This is a genomic window from Sphingomonas sp. SORGH_AS_0789, assembly GCF_031453055.1.
In the GTDB taxonomy this organism is placed as follows: domain Bacteria; phylum Pseudomonadota; class Alphaproteobacteria; order Sphingomonadales; family Sphingomonadaceae; genus Sphingomonas.
Genome location: NZ_JAVIYV010000001.1, coordinates 3915466 through 3933484 on the forward strand (window position 1 = coordinate 3915466; position 18019 = coordinate 3933484).

Here is an 18019-nt window from a genome sequence, read left to right on the forward strand (position 1 = left end):
CGAGGCCTCCGAGATGTTCGATGACGGCATGACCCATTCTTGTGCGTTTGCGGTGACGGCCCCCGATATCGATCACATGGGCCACGTCAACAATACGGTTTACCTGCGCTGGATACAGGAGGCGGTCATCTCCTTTTGGCATCGGGTCGCCCCGGCGGATGCAGTGAGATCGATCGCTTGGGTAGCGCTCAAGCACGAGATCACCTACCGCTGCCCGGCCTTCGTTGACGAGCGCGTTGATGTCATTACGCGTGCAGAATATCTGGTAGGTGCAAAGGGTTACTTTCTTGCCACTGTTCGTAGGGGAGATACAGTTTTAGCCGAGGTCCGCAGCGTGTGGTGCAGCGTGGACTCTACATCGCTCCGCCCTATCCGGCTGGCGCGTGAACTAAGGGATATGATCTTCGTGAAGCCGAAACCTAGCTTGTGAAGTTAGGCGTTGCCGATCCGCGACACAATTAAGATGTGGGCTTTCAAGCGGTTGTTCGTCCGGTCGGCCCTCGCAGTCTGACGTTCGCAACATCATTCTTGCCTTGGCGCGCTAGATGAACAATCTCCTGAAAGCTCACATTTTGACCAATCCCCACGCTCAACCATTCTCGATGCAAGACTAGTCACGCGAACGAAAGGAAAGTCTGAAACTAGGTGTTTGATCCCACGGTTTGATGGTGCGATCCTTTCGTTGGAATGGAAGGATGCCGCATGGGACAGGTACGTCATGGGTGCGCCACGACCACGCACGCCGTCCGAGCAGCAATACAGCGATCGCAAGCTTCGCTCGCGACGCTGAGCCGTGAGTTGGGGATCAACCCGAAGACGGTCGCGAAGTGGCGCAAGAGGGCGACGGTCGAGGATCTGAAGACCGGGCCGAAGGCCCCTCATTCCACCACTCTGTCCGAGGCTGAGGAGGCAGTTGTTGTGGCGTTCCGGCGGCACACGCTGCTGCCCCTGGATGACTGCCTCTACGCCCTGCAGCCGTCGATACCGCACCTGAGCCGTTCAGCGCTACACCGATGCCTGCAGCGGCACGGCATCTCCCGCCTGCCGGACATCGAAGGCGACAAACCGAAGCGGCAACGCTTCAAACGCTACCCGATCGGCTTCTTCCACATCGATATCGCCGAGGTGCAGACTGCCGAAGGCAAGCTCTACCTGTTCGTCGGCATAGACCGCACCAGCAAATTTGCGGTCACGCAGCTGGTCGACAAGGCTGATCGCCGGACAGCATGGGAGTTCCTCGAACACCTGCTGACAGCCGTGCCTTACCGCATCCACACCATCCTGACCGACAATGGCATCCAGTTCGCCGAGCAGCCTCGCAACCGCAACACCGCCTGGTCTCGCCAGATGCGCTTCGATATGATCTGCGAGGCCAACGACATTGAGCACCGGCTCACCAAACCGAACCACCCGTGGACCAACGGACAAGTCGAGCGGATGAACCGCACCATCAAGGAGGCGACCGTCAAACGCTTCCATTACGACAGCCATGACCAGCTGCGGACGCACCTCGCCGACTTCATGGCCGCCTATAACTTTGCCCGCCGGCTCAAGACGCTCAGCGGCCTCACACCCTACGAGTACATCGTCAAAATCTGGACATCAGAACCGGACCGGTTCATCGTTAACCCGATCCACCAGATGCCGGGACTGAACACCTAAGCAGATCGGTTCGGAATTTCGAAATTATCTTGATATGTTACCAATCGAATGCTCCAAGAATGATCGGACCGAAACCGAAACTCAAAAAGGAGCACCCGGCTAACAGTGTTTGGGCATCGCCATGGAGAGAAGGCGCTACACCTGCCGCAAGCTAGCTGGTATGAACGCGCGCGCACCTGACTCCTTACAGTCCTTCCAGTTGCTCTTTTCGAATCGTCAGCCTCGATCCTCCGCCGCCACTTCGAACCAACAATCCGTTGCCAGTCACGCTCAAGGTCGGAAAGCCTGATCGCCGAACCGCCTACGCAGATGAAGCACAACGGAGTTGACGTACTGCTTTTGCCGCCACCCGGTGGGACTGTGGTACCGTCCCACGGCACGCCAATAAGGTGTGCCCGACCGTATCATCGTCAGAAAGATCCACCGTGCCGCGTCCGCGTTGAAGCACGGATCGTATCGCAGCCAGTAAGTGACCGATCTCTCGTCGTGGCCGAGCCTGGAGGCGATCTTCGACGCCCACCAGCTGTTGATCTGGAATGGTCCCAGGTCATAGGAGCCATTGAGATTGCGGACAGCGGCCCCGATCCAACCGCCCTCCTGATCCCGCAGACCCCACAAAGTCTTCTCCAGCCAGGGTCGTCCTGCTGCTGCGCGGTGGATGCACCAGCCAATCAAGCGCTCCTCTGCCATTTTGCGCGGCCGGGCCGCGCTGGCTGGCACGGCGCAAAGCATCGCAAGGAGGCCGACGGCTGCCCACCGAAGATGCATGGACGCGCCTCTCATCGCCCTGCCCTATCGATCAGGTCCAGGCGCTCGCCCCTGATCAAGGCCAGAAGAGCCCGGCCGGAGATGATGACCACGTCTCCAGTCCTGCATGCCGCCCGACTGGCCGGCCCCGTCCGGCCAGTATGGATGAAAAGCCCCCGCTGCCGCCGCGTCCGGCAGAGCTCGGCAAAGGCGACGACATGCGCCGGCTTGATCGGTCCTGCATATCGCTTGGCCTGGACCAGCCAACGCTCACCAGCGAGGACGACCTGACCATCGATACCGCCATCGCCGGTATAGCGGCAGTTACGGACGACGGTGTGTCCTTGTCGCTCGAAGCTCTCGAGCAACAGTTCCTCGAAGGCCAGGGCATCCATCGCCCGCAATCGGGCAAAGATCATGGCGGGCGACTGCTCACGATCGCTACCGCGGAGCTGCTCCGCCATCGCTCGCGCCTGACGGCGCCGCCAGCGATGGCGCCAGGGCACAGCAGAGTGCCGCCACGCTATGATCAGGAGGACAAGGGTGAAGGAGACAAGGGCGACGGTCATGGTCGATCTCATCGTTCAGGCCCGCGTGGATGCGGGACGGTTTCAGGGGAATGGGACTCGCGGCCGGCAATGTGCGTGGGCGTTGCGACGATCTCGCGGTCCGTGGTCCGTTCGCGATCGAGCACCGCCTGTAGGAAGCGATCGAGCCGGACCGCGATCTCGCGTGCCCCGTCGGCAAGGTGTTCCGCGATGCCGTTAGGGGGTGCCGGGCGTCGGCCGAGACGGCGGGCCAGCGCACGGTCGCGACGCTCCTCACGCCAGCGTTCCTGTTCGGCCCTCCCCATGCCGAGCCGGTCGGCATGGCGCGCGGCGATCGCGCGGTGGCTGTCCCGCTCCGTGCGACCCAGCCCTTCGAGCGAAGCCGTCTTCTCGCCGCTGTTCTTTTCGAGTTTCTCGGCGAGCGCCTTGGGGTCCTCGGTCCACAGCTTCACCCCGAAGCGGGCGCGGGTGATCGCGGTGTAGTAATTCTGTCCGTTGACCAGCGCTGACCCGATTGGCGCCAGGACATAGGCGCGCGGGTAAGTCTTCGACTGGGCCGAATAGACCGTCTCAGCATAACCATGGTCCCAGGTACGGTGCCGATCGAGGTCGATCTCCTGTACCCGCCCGTCCCGGTCCCAGCGGATCGTCGCGACATGTTCGACGAGTTTCTCGACCGTGCCCCGGTCGGCATTCTTTAGACCGAGCTCATGGTTGACCAGTCGCCACTGGACGCGATCCCCTTCGGCAAGGTCGCGATCCTCGACGTTGAAGACGTTGACGTGTCGGACCTGCCCCAGCCTCGGATCCCAGCGGATGATCTGGCCATGCTGGTCGGCGAGCTTGACGACCTGGCGCCCGCTCGGCTCGCGCCCGACTCCGACGACCCGGTACTCGGTATCGCGCGTGATCCCTGCCGCGACGACGTCGCGTCCGAACGTGAGCACCTGTCCTCTGGTGTAGAAGCGGGCGTAGAGCTTCTCCTGATCGGTCATCGGCGCGGCGGACAGCACTTCGAGGCGCGCATCCTCCGCGGCGAGCACGCCCTCCCGCTTCAGCGTGTCGCGGATCAGCGCATGGACGAACTGGCGTGTGCGATTCTCGAGGACGAGGATGTTGGTCGAGGCGCGGGTGTCTCCGCGCAGCCGGGTCCATTCGGCGACCAGGCCTCGTGCCAGTTCCTCGGTATCCGCGCCGCTCGTCACCCGGTCGAGCGCGGCCATCGACGCTGCGTAATTTCCTGCCCGGGCCGCGGTGACGGCAGCCTTCATCGAGCGGGTCTGCTGGCGCATTGACTCTGTCAGTTGGGCGGTCGGCAGGCCGAGTTGCTGCATCAGCCAGAAGGGCTTGCCCTGTTCGATCGCACCGGTCTGGCGGTTGTCGCCGAGCAGCAGCAGCCGGGCACCGGATATCCGGCTGATCTCCAGCACCCTCAGCGCCTGCCGGTTGCCGAGCTGTCCGGCTTCATCGAGGACGAGGACATGATCCGGCGTCAGCCCTCTGCCACCGCCCGCCAGAAGACTGGCGACGGTGCGGGATGGAATGCCGGCCCCCTCCCCCAGATTGGCCGCCGCCGAAGACGTCGGTGCCAGCGCGATGAACGCGGTCCCCGGCTCCGCTGCCTCCCGCAGCGTGCCGACCAGCATCGACTTGCCCGCACCGGCAACGCCGTGGATGCCGGTCACCCGGTCGCGGGTGAGCGCAGTCGACACGAGCGCCTGTTCCTGTTGCGGTGTCAGACCCGCCGTCTCCAGGACGGCGAGAAGCCGGTCGGCGCGGGCGATCGGCCGGGCGTCGTCGAGACCCAGGGCGATATGTTGCGCGAGCGCCTGTTCGAGGCGCGCTGTCCGCCTCGTCGTCCGCCCGCGCAGGAACGGCTTATCACCAGTCGGCTCGTGGGTGGCGAGGAGTTTGCGGCGCTCCTCATGCCCCTCCATCAGCGGCGCGACTTCCGCGAGGCGCACCTCGCCGACATGGCTTGCCAGCCCGACCCGGAGCATCCGGCCATGCTCGTTGACCGCCTCACGGGTTTCGGTCTGACGGATGCCGAACAGCGTCGCGCGGGCCGCGGTGGCCGGATCGATGGGCAAGTCGCGACCGACCGCTTTGCCCTGCACCTCGTCCAGCACCTCCAGCTCGATGCCGGATCGTTCCGCCCAGCGCCCATGGAGGTCCTCGAGCCCGATCCGCTCCTTGGCCGGGCGCGTCGCATAGAAGGCGCGGCGACGCGCCGCCTGCCCTTCCAGGCCATGCTCCTCGGCATAGGCGTCGATCTGCTCGGCGCGCTGAGAGAACGCGTGCATGAGCCGATCGGGTACGCCGCGTATCTCGAACAGGCCGGTGCGCGGGTCGCTGTCGATCTCGTAGCCGAGTTCGCGCACGGCATGCGCGAGGTCGTTGCGATAGACCTGCCCGGCGGTCATCTGCGCGGCATACATGGCGCGGGTTTCGAGGCTGGCCATCGGGCCGCCATCCTCGCGGTTGGTCATGTTGAGCACGACCGCATGGGTATGGAGATGCGGGTCGAGTTCGCGGCTGGCGTGCTCGGTGAAGCGCGCGACGAGGAAGCGGCCGGTCGTCTCGTGGACGATCTTACCCTCGTCGCGGCGGCGAAGCGTCGCCCATTCCTCGAGATAGGCGAGCGCGGTGCCGACCGCGCGTTCATGCGCGGCAATGATCCGCTCGTCGCCCGCGACCAGCGCCATGATCGACACCGACTTCGGGGCGTTGACCGCGAAGTCCCAGCCGGGGTGATGCTCGATCCCGCCCTCCTGGCGGTGGCGGCCGAGTTGCTGTCCAGCGACCTTGCCGGCCAGCAGCTCCTTGAACACGGCAGGGTCGACCTTGCCCGACAGCCCGAGATCGGCGGCAAGCGCCCCGCCCCATTCGGAATGCTCGTCGCTGCCTTTGGTGTAGTAATCGCCGACCGTGTAGTAGCGGGCGATATTGGTCGGCGCGCCCTTGAGGCGACGGGGGTGGATCATGCCGGCCTCGCATCATGGCGGGGGCCGTCCGCGTCGGCATGCTGGACGAGATGGCTCGCCAACTCACCCGCGCGCACCCCGATCACCTGCCAGGCGATGCGTGGCGGGATGGGCAGTTCGCCGTCATCGGCGGCAAGGATCGCCTCCTCGATCGGCAGGTCGCCCGGGATGGAAGGGGCGGCGGAGAACAGGTCGGGCTGCGCCGCAGCAGCATCGACCGAGGCGTTATCTCCTGGATCATCGACGGGCGGGGTTGGGTCCGACGGTGCGTCGGCCTTCGGCTTGCCGGTCTTCCCGGCGACCTTCTCCGCCTCCATCGCTTCGCGCACTTTCGCCTGCGCGTGCGCGACCTTCACCAGCACCTTTGCGGTATCGAGGCGGATCGCCGGCTCTGCCCGTTCGAGGAAGCCCGCCGCGATGGTCGGGAGCGCATTGAAGCGGTCATCGAAGCGCACGACGGGCAGGTTGCGACCGAAGCGCAGATAGCCCGACAGGTTGGGCAGGTTGGTGACTTCGGTGTGCATCACCAGCGGCCGGGTCACCTGCATCCGCGACAGGTTGACCCCGTCGCGCATGTCGTTGACGCCGTAGCTCATCCCCTCATTGGCCTCGACCTGTTCGACCTGGCCGAGATTCTCGGAGACATGCTTGGCGGTGGGCGTGTCGTTCGCCCGGAGCGCCACCCAGGTCGAACAATAGCCGGTAATGGCGGCGGCATCCTGGATGCCGTAGGTCGCCTCGAGCTGGGGATAGGACTGGAAGCCGAGGATGCCGCAGCCGCCATATTTGCGCGCACGGGCAAGGAAATCGGAGAGCGAGGGCAGCTTCTGGAGCGTCGGCAACTCGTCGATGACGCAGTAGAGCCGGCGCAGCCGATCGGGGTCGAGGCTCATGATCGCGGAGATGGCGATGTCGAGCCAGACGGTGATCAGCGGGCGGAGCGAGGGAAGCTGGTCGGCCTTGACGGTGATGAACAGCCAGCTGTCCGCCCGCCCCTCCTCCACCCAGTCGCGGATCGAGAAGCCATCCTCGGTGTCGTCGAGATAGGCGAAGGACCGCATGACCGATGCGAGCTCTGCCTGGACGCCGGCCGAGGTCCGCTCCCCCTCGGTGGAGATGAAGGCCGCGGCATCGGTGCCCGCGGCGAAGGCGGCGAGGTCCTTCAGCTTGGAACGGACGAGCCGGTCGAGCAGCACCGAGACATAGGTGTGCTTCTGGGTGGCAAGCTTGCGCAGCACCGCGACCAGCGTACCGCGCGCCGCCTTGGCCCAGAACGGATCGCCATGCTTGTCGGGGATCGTGGACTCGGCGATCTGGTCGTAATGATAGTCGCGCGGGACATCGACCCAGGGCGACCAGCGGGCAGTCCGCGCGTCGAGCGGATTGAGCAGCGTGTCGATACCCGGCCGGTAGAATTTCTCCACGAAGGTGCCGGCGGTATCGTAGACGATGGCTCGCCGCCCGGCCTTGCGGATGCCGGCGAGCATGGTGACGATGAGGTTGGTCTTGCCGGTGCCTGGCGCCCCGCACAGCAGGATGTGTTCGGGCTCGAACGCCTCCGGCACGGCGATGCCGCCGATGCTGAGCGGCCCCTTTTTTTGCCACCGCAAGGCGCGCCGGATGTCGCGGCGGCTGCCGAAATGAGCCCCCCGCAGATACTCGTTCGAGCCGAGCCCCTTCCCCGTCCGGGTGAAGGTGAACCAGGCGAAACCGAGCGCGGCCAGGGCAAATGCACCGGCAATCAGCGCGCCGTGGATCAGGTAGATTTCGAAAGCGTGGAGGGTTCGCTTGCCCAGGCTGGAGGCGAGCAGCCAGTCGGCCGAGGTCCAGTATTCGCGTCCCTGCGGATCATGGAAGCGAACCGGGTCGTTGGTGCCCGGCGCGGCATCCACCTTGATGGCAGCTTCGGCCAGCTTGATGAGGACGAAGCGCTCATATTCGGTGGACTTCTCGAAGGCGTACCAGACGATGCCCATCACCCAGATCACGAGGCCGGCGGTGGCGGTCTGGAAGAAGACCTGGGTGGTCATTCGGACATTGTGGACGATCGCCTGGCCGCCCCGCGTCCAGGAACCCAAAGTATCGTGGCGGAAGATGCTCATCGCGCAGGCCCTCGGGCGAGCAGACCCCGCTCGGCGAGGATCGTCCGCGCATCCGCCATCCCCTGTTCGAGCGCCTTCGGCGACTGCTGGCCGACCCCGGTGGCGACGATCGAGAGGATCTGGATGCAGGTGGCCAGGATCTCGTCTTGCGACGAGAAGACATAGCCGCGCGCGGGATCGGCGGCCTGTTCTAGGGCGGGACGGATGAGGTGGGACAGCGAGACGCCGGCGGCGTCGGCGCGCCGGCAGAGACGCGCGTGAAGCGCCTCGTCGATGCGGATACTGATCTTGGTCACGGACGCTCCGATCGATCGGAGCCCCGTCACGGGTGATGAAGCGTCGACGAATGTAGCCGATCCGTGCCTGAGCATCAAGGAAATGGCCGCGTCGGACCTGTCCGACGCGCCAAGTCGTTGATGGTGCGGGTCTTTACGTCGCGCCGGACGAGCGGGTCAGACGTGTCGGACCCGTGTGGCGGCAGCGTCCGACGCTGCGATGTTTTCTATGTCACTGTTTTACAGGCGGATTTGCTCCGCAGCACCCGTGCGTACGGTGCATCAACAACGGCCAAGGCCGTGCGTCATCCCCAGCGCAGCGGCCGGACCGCTGCGACCATCGATCGCCACACGGGCGGCCACCCCCCGGTAGGGGGCACACTTGTTCCCTCCGGCGGCACGCCGGTCCCCGACGCATGACCGATACGAGACGATGATGCTCATGATACGAACCTCCGTGTTCGGGTTGCGCACGCGCCGCGTGCGCTACACATTGGGGTTGGCGGGCAGCCCGATGACAAGCGAGTTGGACATGCCCAAGTTGAGTGAACGCGAACGGCTGGCGGACCTTGAAGTGCGCCAGCGCAAGATGGCCGAAGAGGTGGCGCAGGCGCGAAGCACGCTGCGTGATCGCTATGCCGCGATGGTCCGGGAGTTGGGCGTCGAGGCCCTCACCGAGCGTGAGTTTCGCGACGTGCTGACCCACGCGATCCGGGCCGGTGGTGCTCCCTCCATCGGCGCGCTGAAGGCGTTGCCGGCGGCCAGGACTGCATGAAGAGAGGCGGTACGCTGAGGCCCCGCAGGGTCGCAGCGTACCGCCTTCGACGGCACCATAGAAATCATCGCGCGCGGCAGGGATAGCGGTTCACGAATGCTCCGCGTCTTGCCGTCGAGTTGAGGTTTTCGAACCGCCCCTCAGGCCCCAGCCATACCGCCACGAAGCACTGTCGCTCGCAAAGACGGTGGACATTGGCAAGGCTGCCGCGACTTCTTCCGTCCCAGATGACCAAGCCGGCCCCCGCCTCGGCCGCCATCGCCCGGTCCTTGGTCGCGTGGAAACCCGCTGTGCCGGCACGCCCCTCACCGGGGATGTTTCGGACCGCCCAATCGCCGATGTTGTTGCGCGGAAAGCCGTCTGCCGTGGACACCGTCACATTCGGCGCGCGCTGATCCATGAGCAGGCGTTGGACGGCCGAGTCGACCCCGCGTGCGTCCCCGATCAGGACCGGAAGCCGGCGATCGATGATCTCGAGCAACCGTGTCAGAACAGCGGTGGGCAGGTGCCGGATCGAGATCGACCCGGAGATGAATACGGACGGCTTGTCGGCGATGGGCTGGGTGCGATCATTGGTCATGGCTCTTGAACTCCTCTGTCAGGCACCCCTCCAGATCCTCCTCTCCTCTGACGTGGTGCGATCCGTCTGATCCCGAACGGCAAGCAACCGACGTCATCCCGAAGGGATGGCCCTGCGACGAGCACGGCGGAGCCGCGCGCAGGAGGCCGGCGGCATCGCCGCCGCATCGGTCCGGCGACGGACACGGCCCGCCAGGGCCGTCGTCCCGAGCCGGAGCGAGCCAACCGACCGACAAAAAAAAATGGGGACCGGCCGGGTATGAACCCGACCGGCCCCGCCAAGCGGCTCACGCCGCCTGCTGTCCGTCATAGCGGAAGAAATGCGCCGGGATCCCCGCCGCCCGAACCGCCCGCGCGAGGTGCGATTGCAACCCCGAGCCTTCGCACACCACCGCCTCCACCGGTTGCAGCTTGATCAGCTGCTCGTTGCGCGCGAACCCTGCCCGACTACCGAGCCGATGGTTGAGCGTCATCGCCACCAGCGTCACTCCGCGACTGGCCGCCCATGCCGCTGCGATCGCGTCGCACCCCTTGCCCTGAGCGGTTGTCACCAGCACCATTGCCGGAACCCGCGCCTTGATCTGGTCGAGACGATCCCAGAGTTGCCGGTCATCATGCCAGCGCTGCCCGCCCGAGAAGATCACCACCGGCCCCTGCGGCGCTTGGGCCTCGATCCGGCGCTGGCGACGTGCGGCGAGGAAATTCGTGCCGTCGATCACCGAGGCGGTGCGCTTGCTCGATACCAGCGTTGCGCGCGGAGCCGACCATGGCCGCCTGGTTTCGACCCGGTAGGTTTCGGCCGCCCGGTCGCGCATGCAGGCGACCGCCTCTCGTGCCTCGTCCAGCGACTGGCAGAGCGTCTGCGCCTCCTCAATCTCGACGGTGCCGACCTCGCTGCCGTCGGCTGATCGGATCAGATCCTTGACCTTCATTGCCGCCCGGTCAGCTTCCTGATCGAGTTGCTGCGCGACCTTGTGGAAGGCGTGGACGACGCCCCACGCCAGTCGGCCGGCGATGTCCTCCAGCCGGGTATCGCGCATCACATCGAAGAGCGTTTGCACGACCATCTCCGACGCGCGCTCGGCCTCCCAAGCGTCGGGAAGTCCCGCCGTGATCGGTTCGTCGCCACGGGTCATCTGGAAGCCGTCGACCGTCTCGGTGAAGGCGGCGGCGAAGCTGCTCGACGGGTGTCCGGTCTGTTCGGCGAAGATGTCAGTGATGTCGGCGAAGCGGGAAACGTCGGTGCTGGTCATGAGAACCTCCTTCTTCTTCAAGAGGTCTCCTCCCCTGCACGGGCTCCGAGCACCGGGGTCAAGGATCGGGCGCCAGCCCGACCGCGTTAGCGGCGGTGGGGGTCACGATTTTTCCCGGCGGCCGAAGCGCTCTGGGGGGAGGACGACGCTGGCTCCGCCGGGAAAAATGGTGGGGCCCCGCCGTCCTTGAGGCCGGTGCGGTCCCGTGCCACGATAGGACTTGTTGAGAGAGAATATTGTCCCTGACAGTCGCCACGAGCGCCCAAGGACCGGCATGGGCTCGATGCCCATGGCGGCCCTTTTCGCCGCTTACCATGATCGGTGAGGCCATTGTCGCTCCGGATTACCGGATAGCGCCGCAGGGTGCGTGGACCTCCGACGCCTGCCGCAGGCCACTGTCGCATTCGCGCTCGGCTTATAGGTCGTCCCAGAAGCCGTCATAATGACCGCAGGTCGTGCAGGAAACCGGATGATAGGCGTTGATACAGCCGCCCTCGAGCTGCTCGACGTGACCATGCCGCGCCGGCGCTCCGCACTTGGGACACGGTGCGGTCCACCATTCGCTGTCGAGGTCCATGCCGTCCGGTTCGATGCAACCTCCATATACGCGCATGATGATGAACTCCCAAAATTAGGGGATGCCGCGCATCGCGCCACCCCCCAAGGTTGGCATGAAGGATCAGGCGGCGCGGCGCAGTGCCGGGCCACCCGGCCGGCCGACCCGTTCGATCGGGGCCTGATCCGCCTTGCGGAAGGCGTGGATCGGAACGTCCGCCTGCCGCAGCGTCTGGTAGAGATTGGCCTGAATGCCCGAGCCTTCGCCAAGGACCGCCTCGACCGGGTTCAACTCGGCGAGCTTGCGGTTGCGCAGGAACGGCGCGCGTCGCCCACCGCCGACCAGTCCATACGCCAGCAGCGGCACGTTCCGGCTCGCACACCATGCGGCGACGATCGCGTCGAACCCCTTGCGCTGCGCGGTGGTGACGACGGTCATGGTCGGGATGCGCGCACGGATCGTATCGAGACGGTCCCAGATCGGTTGCCAGTCATGCCACTGGGCATGGCCGGAGGCGACGACCAGCGGCCCCCGGGGCAGGTAACGGTCGCGCTGATCAAGCTCCCGCTGGCGGAGATAGTCCTGGATCGCGACTTGCGTGGCGGTCGAGGCTTTCGAAGCCCGGCTGCCCCGCGCCGGGGACCACGGCCAGCCAGTCTGGACCCGGTACATTTCGGCGGCATAGTCGCGGCACACCTCCATCGCCTCGCGGTGCTCGGCGATCGACTGGCAAAGAAGCTGCTTTTCCTCCATCTCGCGGTTGTAGACCTCGCTCAGGTCCGGCCGGCGGGCGAGGTCACCCAGTTCGTCGGCCAATGCCTGTTCGCGTCGCTCCAGCTTCTGCGCGGTGAAGTGGAAGCTGTTGACGAAGCCCCATGCGACCTCTGCCGCCAAGGGTTCGATCCGCGTGTCGACGAAGAGATCGAACAGGGTGGCGATGATCGCGCCGCAATCCGCCTGCACCGCCAGCGGATCGGGCATGTCGTGTTCGCCGGGCTCCTCGCCGGGTTCGATGATCGACAGGGGGATGGGATCGCCGAACGCCCGCTCGAATTCGGGTGTGGCGGTCAGTTGCTTGTACAGGTTCGGCAGGTCGGCAAAGCTGCGGACGCTGCCCGATGACGCGGTATCGGTCATGATGCTGGCTCCGGTACATGACGGTACGATGGGGCCACGCACGCGGCCCCGGGCTCGGATGGAAGCGTCAGCCCTGTCGTCGGTGCCGCGCGCCGTTGATCAATCCCGAGGCGATTTGCGGCGCGAGGGGCTCGAAACTCGTGCCTTCGAGCAGATCGAAGGTTCGGGCGATCAGTGCACCGATCTCGATGACGGGTCGGACCCGCTGAGCGGAACTGACGCTCGATCCGGGGAAGCCGGCGGAGTTGGCGCTGAGGCTGGTGGGGAACAGGTGGTTTGTCACGATGCTGGCTTTCGGCTGGTCGGACAGGAAAAAGGGCCGGAGAAGCGATGCTCCCCCGGCCCCGATTTGCGCTGGGCGCGGTCGATCAGAACGGCATGTCGTCGTCGAGATCGCCTGGGCCGTCAGCGCCGACCAGTTCGCCACCCACTCCGGCCGTGCTTTCACCGAAGCCACTGTCCTGCTGGTCGCGGGTATTCCCGCCGCGGCTGCGTTCGCCCTGCTCCCGGTCGTAGTTGCTCGCCCCGAAGCCGCCGCCGATGTCGGACCGCATCGTATCGCGACGCCACGCGACCATGTAGCCATCAAAATCGGTGGCGGGGAACAGGGCGACGGGAAGCGCCTCGGGCAGGCTCGGATCATCGATCGTGCCGGCAAGGAAGACCTCGCCGGTCCGCTTCATCACCGCTTCCCAGACGGCGCCGATCTGCACCCAGCGCCGTGCGACGTTGAGCGCTACGACCTCGTATTTCGGCGCCCGCGGATTGTCGTTCTCGACTGGACGCAGGCCGATCCGCGGCAGGTCGATGGTGCGGGTCGCGATCGAGCCCATCAGACGGCCATTGACGTTGCGAAGTTCACCGATGTTCATCGTCTCAACCTTTCGACATTCAGGTCGCTCTCAGGCTCATTCCCGGCGACACGAACCTCGATCCTCCTCTCCTCTGATCCCGCACCCACCGCGCGCGCCGACGCTCGCCACGGCCTCCACACCTCGCCACGCATCCCGACGCCCATGCGCACCGCCCGCCACCTGCCCCGCCGCCAAAATTTGACCGACACGTCCGCGCTGAACCGACGATGCCCAGTGGTGCACGGCCCCCGATCGACCCGGAGTGAGTGCCCGGCGTTCGTCAAGGAACGGCGATCGTCCACGGAGCGGAAGGCCCAACGGTGCCGCAGAGGTCCCCTGCGCGAACCGCAGGGTCAGGCGAGGCTCCCGCCTATCCGCGCGGCCCGTATCCTCGACCTATCGGCAGGGCCGCCGAAGGAAGTGCCGGATGGAAAGGGTAGCGGTAGTCAGGGCGTCAACCTCTGCCAGCCACCGGCGATGCCGGGATAAACGTCAGGTTCACCGTGCGATCCCGCCCGAGCCTGTCCAGCACTCGGTCTGCCATGGCGTCACGTTCGGCATGGGTCGCAGCGATCTCGACCGAATAGGCCGAGCGGGCAAACAGATCCCCCTCGTCGCCTGCGCGGGCGACATGATCGGCTGGCCAGCAGCAGAGCAAGATCCACGGCCAACCCGTTTCGGCCGGATCATAGTGCGCGAACGTGATCGTGCCGGCATGGAGCGCGGACGGGCGACGGTCGAAGAGGTCGGGAGCGCAAGGCACGATCCGATTGGTTGCGAGGAAATGATCCCATTCCGCCCATTCCGCCTCCGTTTCGATGATGACGGGATAATAGCGGCCGAGTGGCAGCGACGGCGATGCGTAGGGCTGCGGAATGTCGATCAGGCAGATGTCCGGCAAGGTCGGAAGCGGTCGTGGATAGCGCCGGCGTCGGCGTGCAAGTATATCATCGAGACGCATGGCGGATCATCTGCATCAAGCCCGCCGGCGTGACTGACAAGCTGGTGCGAGGAAGCCCGAAAGACCGCGGGCAAGCGATCATCTGAGGCCTCCGGTCGCTTGGGCAGGTTGGCCCGACTACTTTCCTACGGCATGCGCGACATCGCAACGATCGATATTGATTCCGATCCGGCCGCCTCCGTAAGGGAGGCGCGATGCGCTATGTTCTAACTATCGATGACCGGTCGGCAGGTGTCTCTTGCACTACACTCGTGACCCGGGAGCAGGCGATCGCCATCATGGCGATGGCGCCCGGCGACGCGGTGCAACTGGATGGCGAAACCGCCTATCACCTCGGCGAGCCCGGTGAAAAGGATCCACTGATCGAGTTCGTTTCGCGGGGCGTTCGGCCATCGGCTCGCCGATCGCGGCTGCTTCCGGAACTACAGGCGATTCGCGATGGTCGGGGCGTTCCTGCAGACGATTGAAGAACCGGTCAGGTGCGAAGGCTATAGCGTCGAGTGACCGATCATTGGCTCGACATGCATGAACGCACCGAAGCGGCGGCGCAGCTCCGTGACGGCTTCGTCCGTGGCATCGACGATCACGCGGTCGGGATTGGCATCGCCGACCAGCGTCACACCGGGGACCTGCCCGGCCTTGGTCGCTTCGACACCCTGGCCGTGCAGACCGCGTTTGATTGCGACGACGAACCGCATGATCTGTCCACTTGTCTCCGGCGTCACCATAGCAGCTACGACAGGAAGGCGATACCGCGTCCCTGATACTTCGGCGCGAGCCCGACATCCTGCAAGCCTGCCGTGAGCAGGCTGCGGCACAATGCCGCGCGGGACGCATCTCGCGGCAGCGTCGCAAGCCCCGCCTGACGCGACAGAAGCGCCGCCGCGATGCCGCAGGCGACCGGTGATGCCATCGAAGTGCCATCCATCGCCGCGAACAGCGCGTCGCTCCGTCCATCGGGATCGTAAACGGGCGCGATGATGCCGACGCCCGGTGCCGCGCAGTCGATCTCCGGACCGAAGCAACTGAAACTGGCGAGAAACAGGTTGTCGCGACCGAACCGGTCCGCAGCTTGTGGCAGGCGGGTCGCGCTGAGCGATGTCGGAGGAGCCCAGCCCGCGAGGCCAAGGGCGGACACGGCCACGCACTCCGGGAACGCCGCCGGGTAACTTACCGGTCCGGCTTCGTTGCCCGCCGCAACCACGCACAACGTCCCACGCTCCAGTGCATCGAGCATGGCGTCATGGATCACCTCGGATGGCGTCGACGCGCCGAGGCTCATGTTGATGAGGTCGACACCGTGACCACGCGACAGGGCATCGATCGCGTTGGCGATGTCGGCGTTGGAGGCGAGCTTGCCGGGCGCGAAGACTCGCGCGGCGAACAGGTCGACACCCGGCGCGATGCCGCCATAATCGCCCTGCCCGACCGGACGCGCCCCGATCGTCCCAGCCACATGGGTTCCATGCCCCTCGCTGTCGTCGGTGGCACCGGGGCCGTTATCCTCGACGCCATCGATGAAGCTGCCGATGCCATGGGCATGCTGCAGGCAGCGATGCGGCCCGAGCCCGGTGTCGATGACGCCGACGCGCACGCCCGAGCCGAGCGCAGGATCGAAGGCATCGATACCGGTTGCGGCATGCCACCAGCCTAGCGGGCCGTCCGTCGGAAGTGGTACGCAGTCAATCGCCGTTGCGGCCCCCCGCGACAGCGTCGGCCAGAATCCGCCGTTGGGCAGTGCGAGCACACCCGCGACGACGGCACGGGCCGGATTGGGGACATCGCAGCGTCCCTGTGGGTCGGTGATCGCCTCGGCGCTGGACGTTCCGCCGAACCCGCGGAAAAACACCGTGACGCGGCAAGCCGCCAGCCCTGCACCGCTACCGGTCACCGTGATGCGGGTGACATTGTCGATCGCTGCCGGAATCACCCCGATCGGCACGGCGCCGATCAGATCGGGTGGAAGGACGTTCAGCGGGTGATGGAGGATCTCGGGTTCGATGATCGTATCCGGCCCCGCCGCGGCGCGCTCGCGCTCGACTTCGACCGGGTCAGCCTCCACCACGACGACGCGACGGGCGAGCGGATCTTCGGGTTCATTATCCTCGACGATCCGGGCTGAGGACATTCCCTCCAGAGCAACGCCGACCGAGAAGCGTGAGGCGACCTTGGCATCCGCACTGAAGCGTCCGGCGCGGCGATTGGCGATGACGAAACGGGCCACAGCAACGTCTCCCCTGATACGGGCGGCTGGACGCTGGCACACGGCGAGATGGATCAGTGCCTCGTCCGCATGGCTGTCCGCAACCGCCACGGATCGCCGCGATTGGCGATCCGCGGAGACATCTATCACAGAACCGCTATGACGTAACCGGCGGTGCGTATGATTCTGTTCATTGCGGCTGCTGAAAACACGCGGATGCCTGATGTTGCTCGCCGATGATGATGTGACCATTGTAGACATTGATCATTCTGATCGTCCGGACGATTACCTTCATTATGGATCAATTTGCGATGCTATTCATCGCCGGAAGGTATCGAGACAGCACTATTTCACCTGCATGAGCTGCGATGGGTAAGGCGCGAGCAAATCCATGACCTGATCGGCAGGGGCGGTTAGCCAGCGCTCATGATCGTCTGCCAGCAGGATCACCGGCATCGCCTTCGGGTGCTTGGGCGCGACCAGCGGGTTCGGTTCTGTCGTGCAGAAGGCATAGACCCGGTCATGGTCCTGGTCGACCTTCCATAGCCCGGCGAAGCAAGGCACCGCCTGGTCCTCGACGGCGAACCACCAGTTGGTATCGCCCGGCCCTTGCCGGTCGGCAGCGGCCTTGGGTTCGGCGAAGCGTGTGAACGGCACCAGGCAGCGCTGCTCGGGCTGCGCCAACCATGTCCGCCACATGTTGCTCTGCATGTTCCGGGCGTTGGTCCACCAGTCGTAGAGGAAGGGGAGTTCGCCCTCCCGAGCCGGACGCTTGCGTGGCTTTCGGGTTGGGAACCCCCATCGCATCGTGCTTACGACCCGCGCACCGTCCTGTTGACGAACGACGTACCCGGGCTTTCCGGGAGCGGCATAGTCCTTCTCGACCGACAGGGTATTGGCCGTGTCCTCGGATGCGGCAAGCGCGTCGAAATAGTCGCGCACGTCGGTTTTGAGTCTGTAAAGATTGCACATTCCACCGTTCGATCACGAGCGGTAGCGCGATACAAGCTTCTTCCACGTCGCCACGTCGGGAGAGGGAAGCTGCTCGCCGGTGGGCGGATCGCGCACGATCGCGATGCCGGGCCGGACCGGCGGACCGCCGCCCTTTGCGCAATGCGCGCAGCGCATGCGCTCCCTTGCCGCAGCGATCGCCCCATCCCACCCCCGGCGATGGAACAGCCACCAAAGCGGAACCGCATCGAGGATGCGGATATGGTGGCATCGGGGACAGGTCAGCCGAAGGGTCCGCTTGTGCAAGGCACATTCCTCCAGCGTGCGCAACCGGCGGCCGATGTGATCGAATAGAGGATCACCATGGCCAGCGGGAACGCTGCCATCGCCCCGTACTGGTGCATTGTCGTCCATCGGCAGCGCTCCGCAACA

The 18019-nt window shown here is 65.5% G+C and carries 19 protein-coding genes; 4 read left to right on the plus strand and 15 right to left on the minus strand.

The features are described from left to right. Positions 1 to 13 precede the first annotated feature (13 nt). The gene (locus QE360_RS17685) at positions 14 to 430 is read left to right on the plus strand and encodes a thioesterase family protein (protein WP_309703670.1); all 417 of its coding nucleotides are present in this window, start codon (positions 14 to 16) and stop codon (positions 428 to 430) included. Between the two features lie 272 nt (positions 431 to 702). Next, on the plus strand, positions 703 to 1662 hold the full coding sequence (locus QE360_RS17690; RefSeq protein WP_309703641.1) for an IS481 family transposase: 960 nt from the start codon (positions 703 to 705) through the stop codon (positions 1660 to 1662). A 779-nt stretch (positions 1663 to 2441) separates the two neighbouring features. Here QE360_RS17690 and QE360_RS17695 read toward each other — a convergent pair. Genes QE360_RS17695 through QE360_RS17710 form a run of 4 tightly spaced genes read right to left on the minus strand, consistent with a single transcriptional unit; the run spans position 2442 to position 8339 of the window. Further along, on the minus strand, positions 2442 to 2978 hold the full coding sequence (locus QE360_RS17695) for a restriction endonuclease (protein WP_309703672.1): 537 nt from the start codon (positions 2976 to 2978) through the stop codon (positions 2442 to 2444). Positions 2979 to 2986: 8 nt separating this feature from the next. Next, the gene (gene mobF / locus QE360_RS17700) at positions 2987 to 5941 is read right to left on the minus strand and encodes a MobF family relaxase (RefSeq protein ID WP_309703674.1); all 2955 of its coding nucleotides are present in this window, start codon (positions 5939 to 5941) and stop codon (positions 2987 to 2989) included. Further along, a complete protein-coding gene (locus QE360_RS17705; protein WP_309703676.1) occupies positions 5938 to 8043 on the minus strand; it encodes a type IV secretion system DNA-binding domain-containing protein in 2106 nt (701 codons plus the stop codon). The genes mobF and QE360_RS17705 overlap by 4 nt, the downstream gene beginning before the upstream one ends. Continuing rightward, positions 8040 to 8339, minus strand: coding sequence for a ribbon-helix-helix protein, CopG family (locus QE360_RS17710; RefSeq protein ID WP_309703677.1), 300 nt, complete (start codon positions 8337 to 8339; stop codon positions 8040 to 8042). Before QE360_RS17710 ends, QE360_RS17705 begins: the two co-directional genes overlap by 4 nt. A gap of 421 nt (positions 8340 to 8760) precedes the next feature. Between QE360_RS17710 and QE360_RS17715 the strand changes: the two genes are divergently transcribed. Further along, positions 8761 to 9093: a hypothetical protein gene (locus QE360_RS17715; RefSeq protein WP_309703679.1), complete on the plus strand. Its 333-nt coding sequence runs from the start codon at positions 8761 to 8763 to the stop codon at positions 9091 to 9093. 64 nt (positions 9094 to 9157) lie between these two features. Here QE360_RS17715 and QE360_RS17720 read toward each other — a convergent pair whose 3' ends face one another. From QE360_RS17720 to QE360_RS17750, 7 genes are all read right to left on the minus strand, one after another. Next, on the minus strand, positions 9158 to 9673 hold the full coding sequence (locus tag QE360_RS17720) for a hypothetical protein (protein ID WP_309703681.1): 516 nt from the start codon (positions 9671 to 9673) through the stop codon (positions 9158 to 9160). 286 nt (positions 9674 to 9959) lie between these two features. After that, positions 9960 to 10925, minus strand: coding sequence for a DUF2493 domain-containing protein (locus QE360_RS17725; RefSeq protein WP_309703683.1), 966 nt, complete (start codon positions 10923 to 10925; stop codon positions 9960 to 9962). Positions 10926 to 11340: 415 nt separating this feature from the next. Next, entirely contained in the window at positions 11341 to 11538 is a 198-nt protein-coding gene (locus QE360_RS17730) for a hypothetical protein (RefSeq protein ID WP_309703686.1), read from the minus strand. 66 nt (positions 11539 to 11604) lie between these two features. Then, entirely contained in the window at positions 11605 to 12618 is a 1014-nt protein-coding gene (locus QE360_RS17735) for a DUF2493 domain-containing protein (protein WP_309703688.1), read from the minus strand. Positions 12619 to 12685: 67 nt separating this feature from the next. Continuing rightward, the gene (locus QE360_RS17740) at positions 12686 to 12901 is read right to left on the minus strand and encodes a hypothetical protein (protein ID WP_309703690.1); all 216 of its coding nucleotides are present in this window, start codon (positions 12899 to 12901) and stop codon (positions 12686 to 12688) included. A gap of 85 nt (positions 12902 to 12986) precedes the next feature. Then, a complete protein-coding gene (locus tag QE360_RS17745) occupies positions 12987 to 13490 on the minus strand; it encodes a DUF736 domain-containing protein (RefSeq protein WP_309703692.1) in 504 nt (167 codons plus the stop codon). A 436-nt stretch (positions 13491 to 13926) separates the two neighbouring features. After that, positions 13927 to 14433, minus strand: a complete 507-nt coding sequence (locus QE360_RS17750; protein WP_309703694.1) for a hypothetical protein — start codon at positions 14431 to 14433, stop codon at positions 13927 to 13929. Between the two features lie 194 nt (positions 14434 to 14627). Here QE360_RS17750 and QE360_RS17755 point away from each other — a divergent pair, with 194 nt between their 5' ends. Continuing rightward, positions 14628 to 14900 (plus strand): hypothetical protein, encoded by a 273-nt coding sequence (locus QE360_RS17755; RefSeq protein WP_309703695.1) that lies wholly within the window; start codon positions 14628 to 14630, stop codon positions 14898 to 14900. 21 nt (positions 14901 to 14921) lie between these two features. On the opposite strand, the gene QE360_RS17760 is transcribed toward QE360_RS17755, so the two are convergent. The 4 genes from QE360_RS17760 to QE360_RS17775 all read right to left on the minus strand — a co-directional run bounded on the left by QE360_RS17760 (position 14922) and on the right by QE360_RS17775 (position 18001). Continuing rightward, entirely contained in the window at positions 14922 to 15131 is a 210-nt protein-coding gene (locus tag QE360_RS17760) for a hypothetical protein (protein ID WP_309703697.1), read from the minus strand. A 35-nt stretch (positions 15132 to 15166) separates the two neighbouring features. Then, on the minus strand, positions 15167 to 16657 hold the full coding sequence (locus tag QE360_RS17765; protein WP_309703699.1) for a S8 family serine peptidase: 1491 nt from the start codon (positions 16655 to 16657) through the stop codon (positions 15167 to 15169). Positions 16658 to 16981: 324 nt separating this feature from the next. Beyond that, the gene (locus QE360_RS17770; RefSeq protein WP_309703701.1) at positions 16982 to 17608 is read right to left on the minus strand and encodes an SOS response-associated peptidase family protein; all 627 of its coding nucleotides are present in this window, start codon (positions 17606 to 17608) and stop codon (positions 16982 to 16984) included. A 12-nt stretch (positions 17609 to 17620) separates the two neighbouring features. Then, positions 17621 to 18001 (minus strand): hypothetical protein, encoded by a 381-nt coding sequence (locus QE360_RS17775; RefSeq protein ID WP_309703704.1) that lies wholly within the window; start codon positions 17999 to 18001, stop codon positions 17621 to 17623. Positions 18002 to 18019 lie beyond the last annotated feature (18 nt).

Bases quoted from the DNA above. Each gene is read 5' to 3' on its own strand.
- QE360_RS17770 (WP_309703701.1), bottom strand. From the start codon at position 17,608: ATGTGCAATCTTTACAGACTCAAAACCGACGTGCGCGACTATTTCGAC.
- QE360_RS17695 (WP_309703672.1), bottom strand. From the start codon at position 2,978: ATGACCGTCGCCCTTGTCTCCTTCACCCTTGTCCTCCTGATCATAGCG.
- QE360_RS17760 (WP_309703697.1), bottom strand. From the start codon at position 15,131: ATGCGGTTCGTCGTCGCAATCAAACGCGGTCTGCACGGCCAGGGTGTC.
- QE360_RS17750 (WP_309703694.1), bottom strand. From the start codon at position 14,433: ATGCGTCTCGATGATATACTTGCACGCCGACGCCGGCGCTATCCACGA.
- QE360_RS17705 (WP_309703676.1), bottom strand. From the start codon at position 8,043: ATGAGCATCTTCCGCCACGATACTTTGGGTTCCTGGACGCGGGGCGGC.
- QE360_RS17720 (WP_309703681.1), bottom strand. From the start codon at position 9,673: ATGACCAATGATCGCACCCAGCCCATCGCCGACAAGCCGTCCGTATTC.
- QE360_RS17715 (WP_309703679.1), top strand. From the start codon at position 8,761: ATGATACGAACCTCCGTGTTCGGGTTGCGCACGCGCCGCGTGCGCTAC.
- QE360_RS17735 (WP_309703688.1), bottom strand. From the start codon at position 12,618: ATGACCGATACCGCGTCATCGGGCAGCGTCCGCAGCTTTGCCGACCTG.
- QE360_RS17745 (WP_309703692.1), bottom strand. From the start codon at position 13,490: ATGAACATCGGTGAACTTCGCAACGTCAATGGCCGTCTGATGGGCTCG.
- QE360_RS17755 (WP_309703695.1), top strand. From the start codon at position 14,628: ATGCGCTATGTTCTAACTATCGATGACCGGTCGGCAGGTGTCTCTTGC.
- QE360_RS17730 (WP_309703686.1), bottom strand. From the start codon at position 11,538: ATGCGCGTATATGGAGGTTGCATCGAACCGGACGGCATGGACCTCGAC.
- QE360_RS17690 (WP_309703641.1), top strand. From the start codon at position 703: ATGGGACAGGTACGTCATGGGTGCGCCACGACCACGCACGCCGTCCGA.
- QE360_RS17775 (WP_309703704.1), bottom strand. From the start codon at position 18,001: ATGGACGACAATGCACCAGTACGGGGCGATGGCAGCGTTCCCGCTGGC.
- mobF (WP_309703674.1), bottom strand. From the start codon at position 5,941: ATGATCCACCCCCGTCGCCTCAAGGGCGCGCCGACCAATATCGCCCGC.
- QE360_RS17685 (WP_309703670.1), top strand. From the start codon at position 14: ATGTTCGATGACGGCATGACCCATTCTTGTGCGTTTGCGGTGACGGCC.
- QE360_RS17725 (WP_309703683.1), bottom strand. From the start codon at position 10,925: ATGACCAGCACCGACGTTTCCCGCTTCGCCGACATCACTGACATCTTC.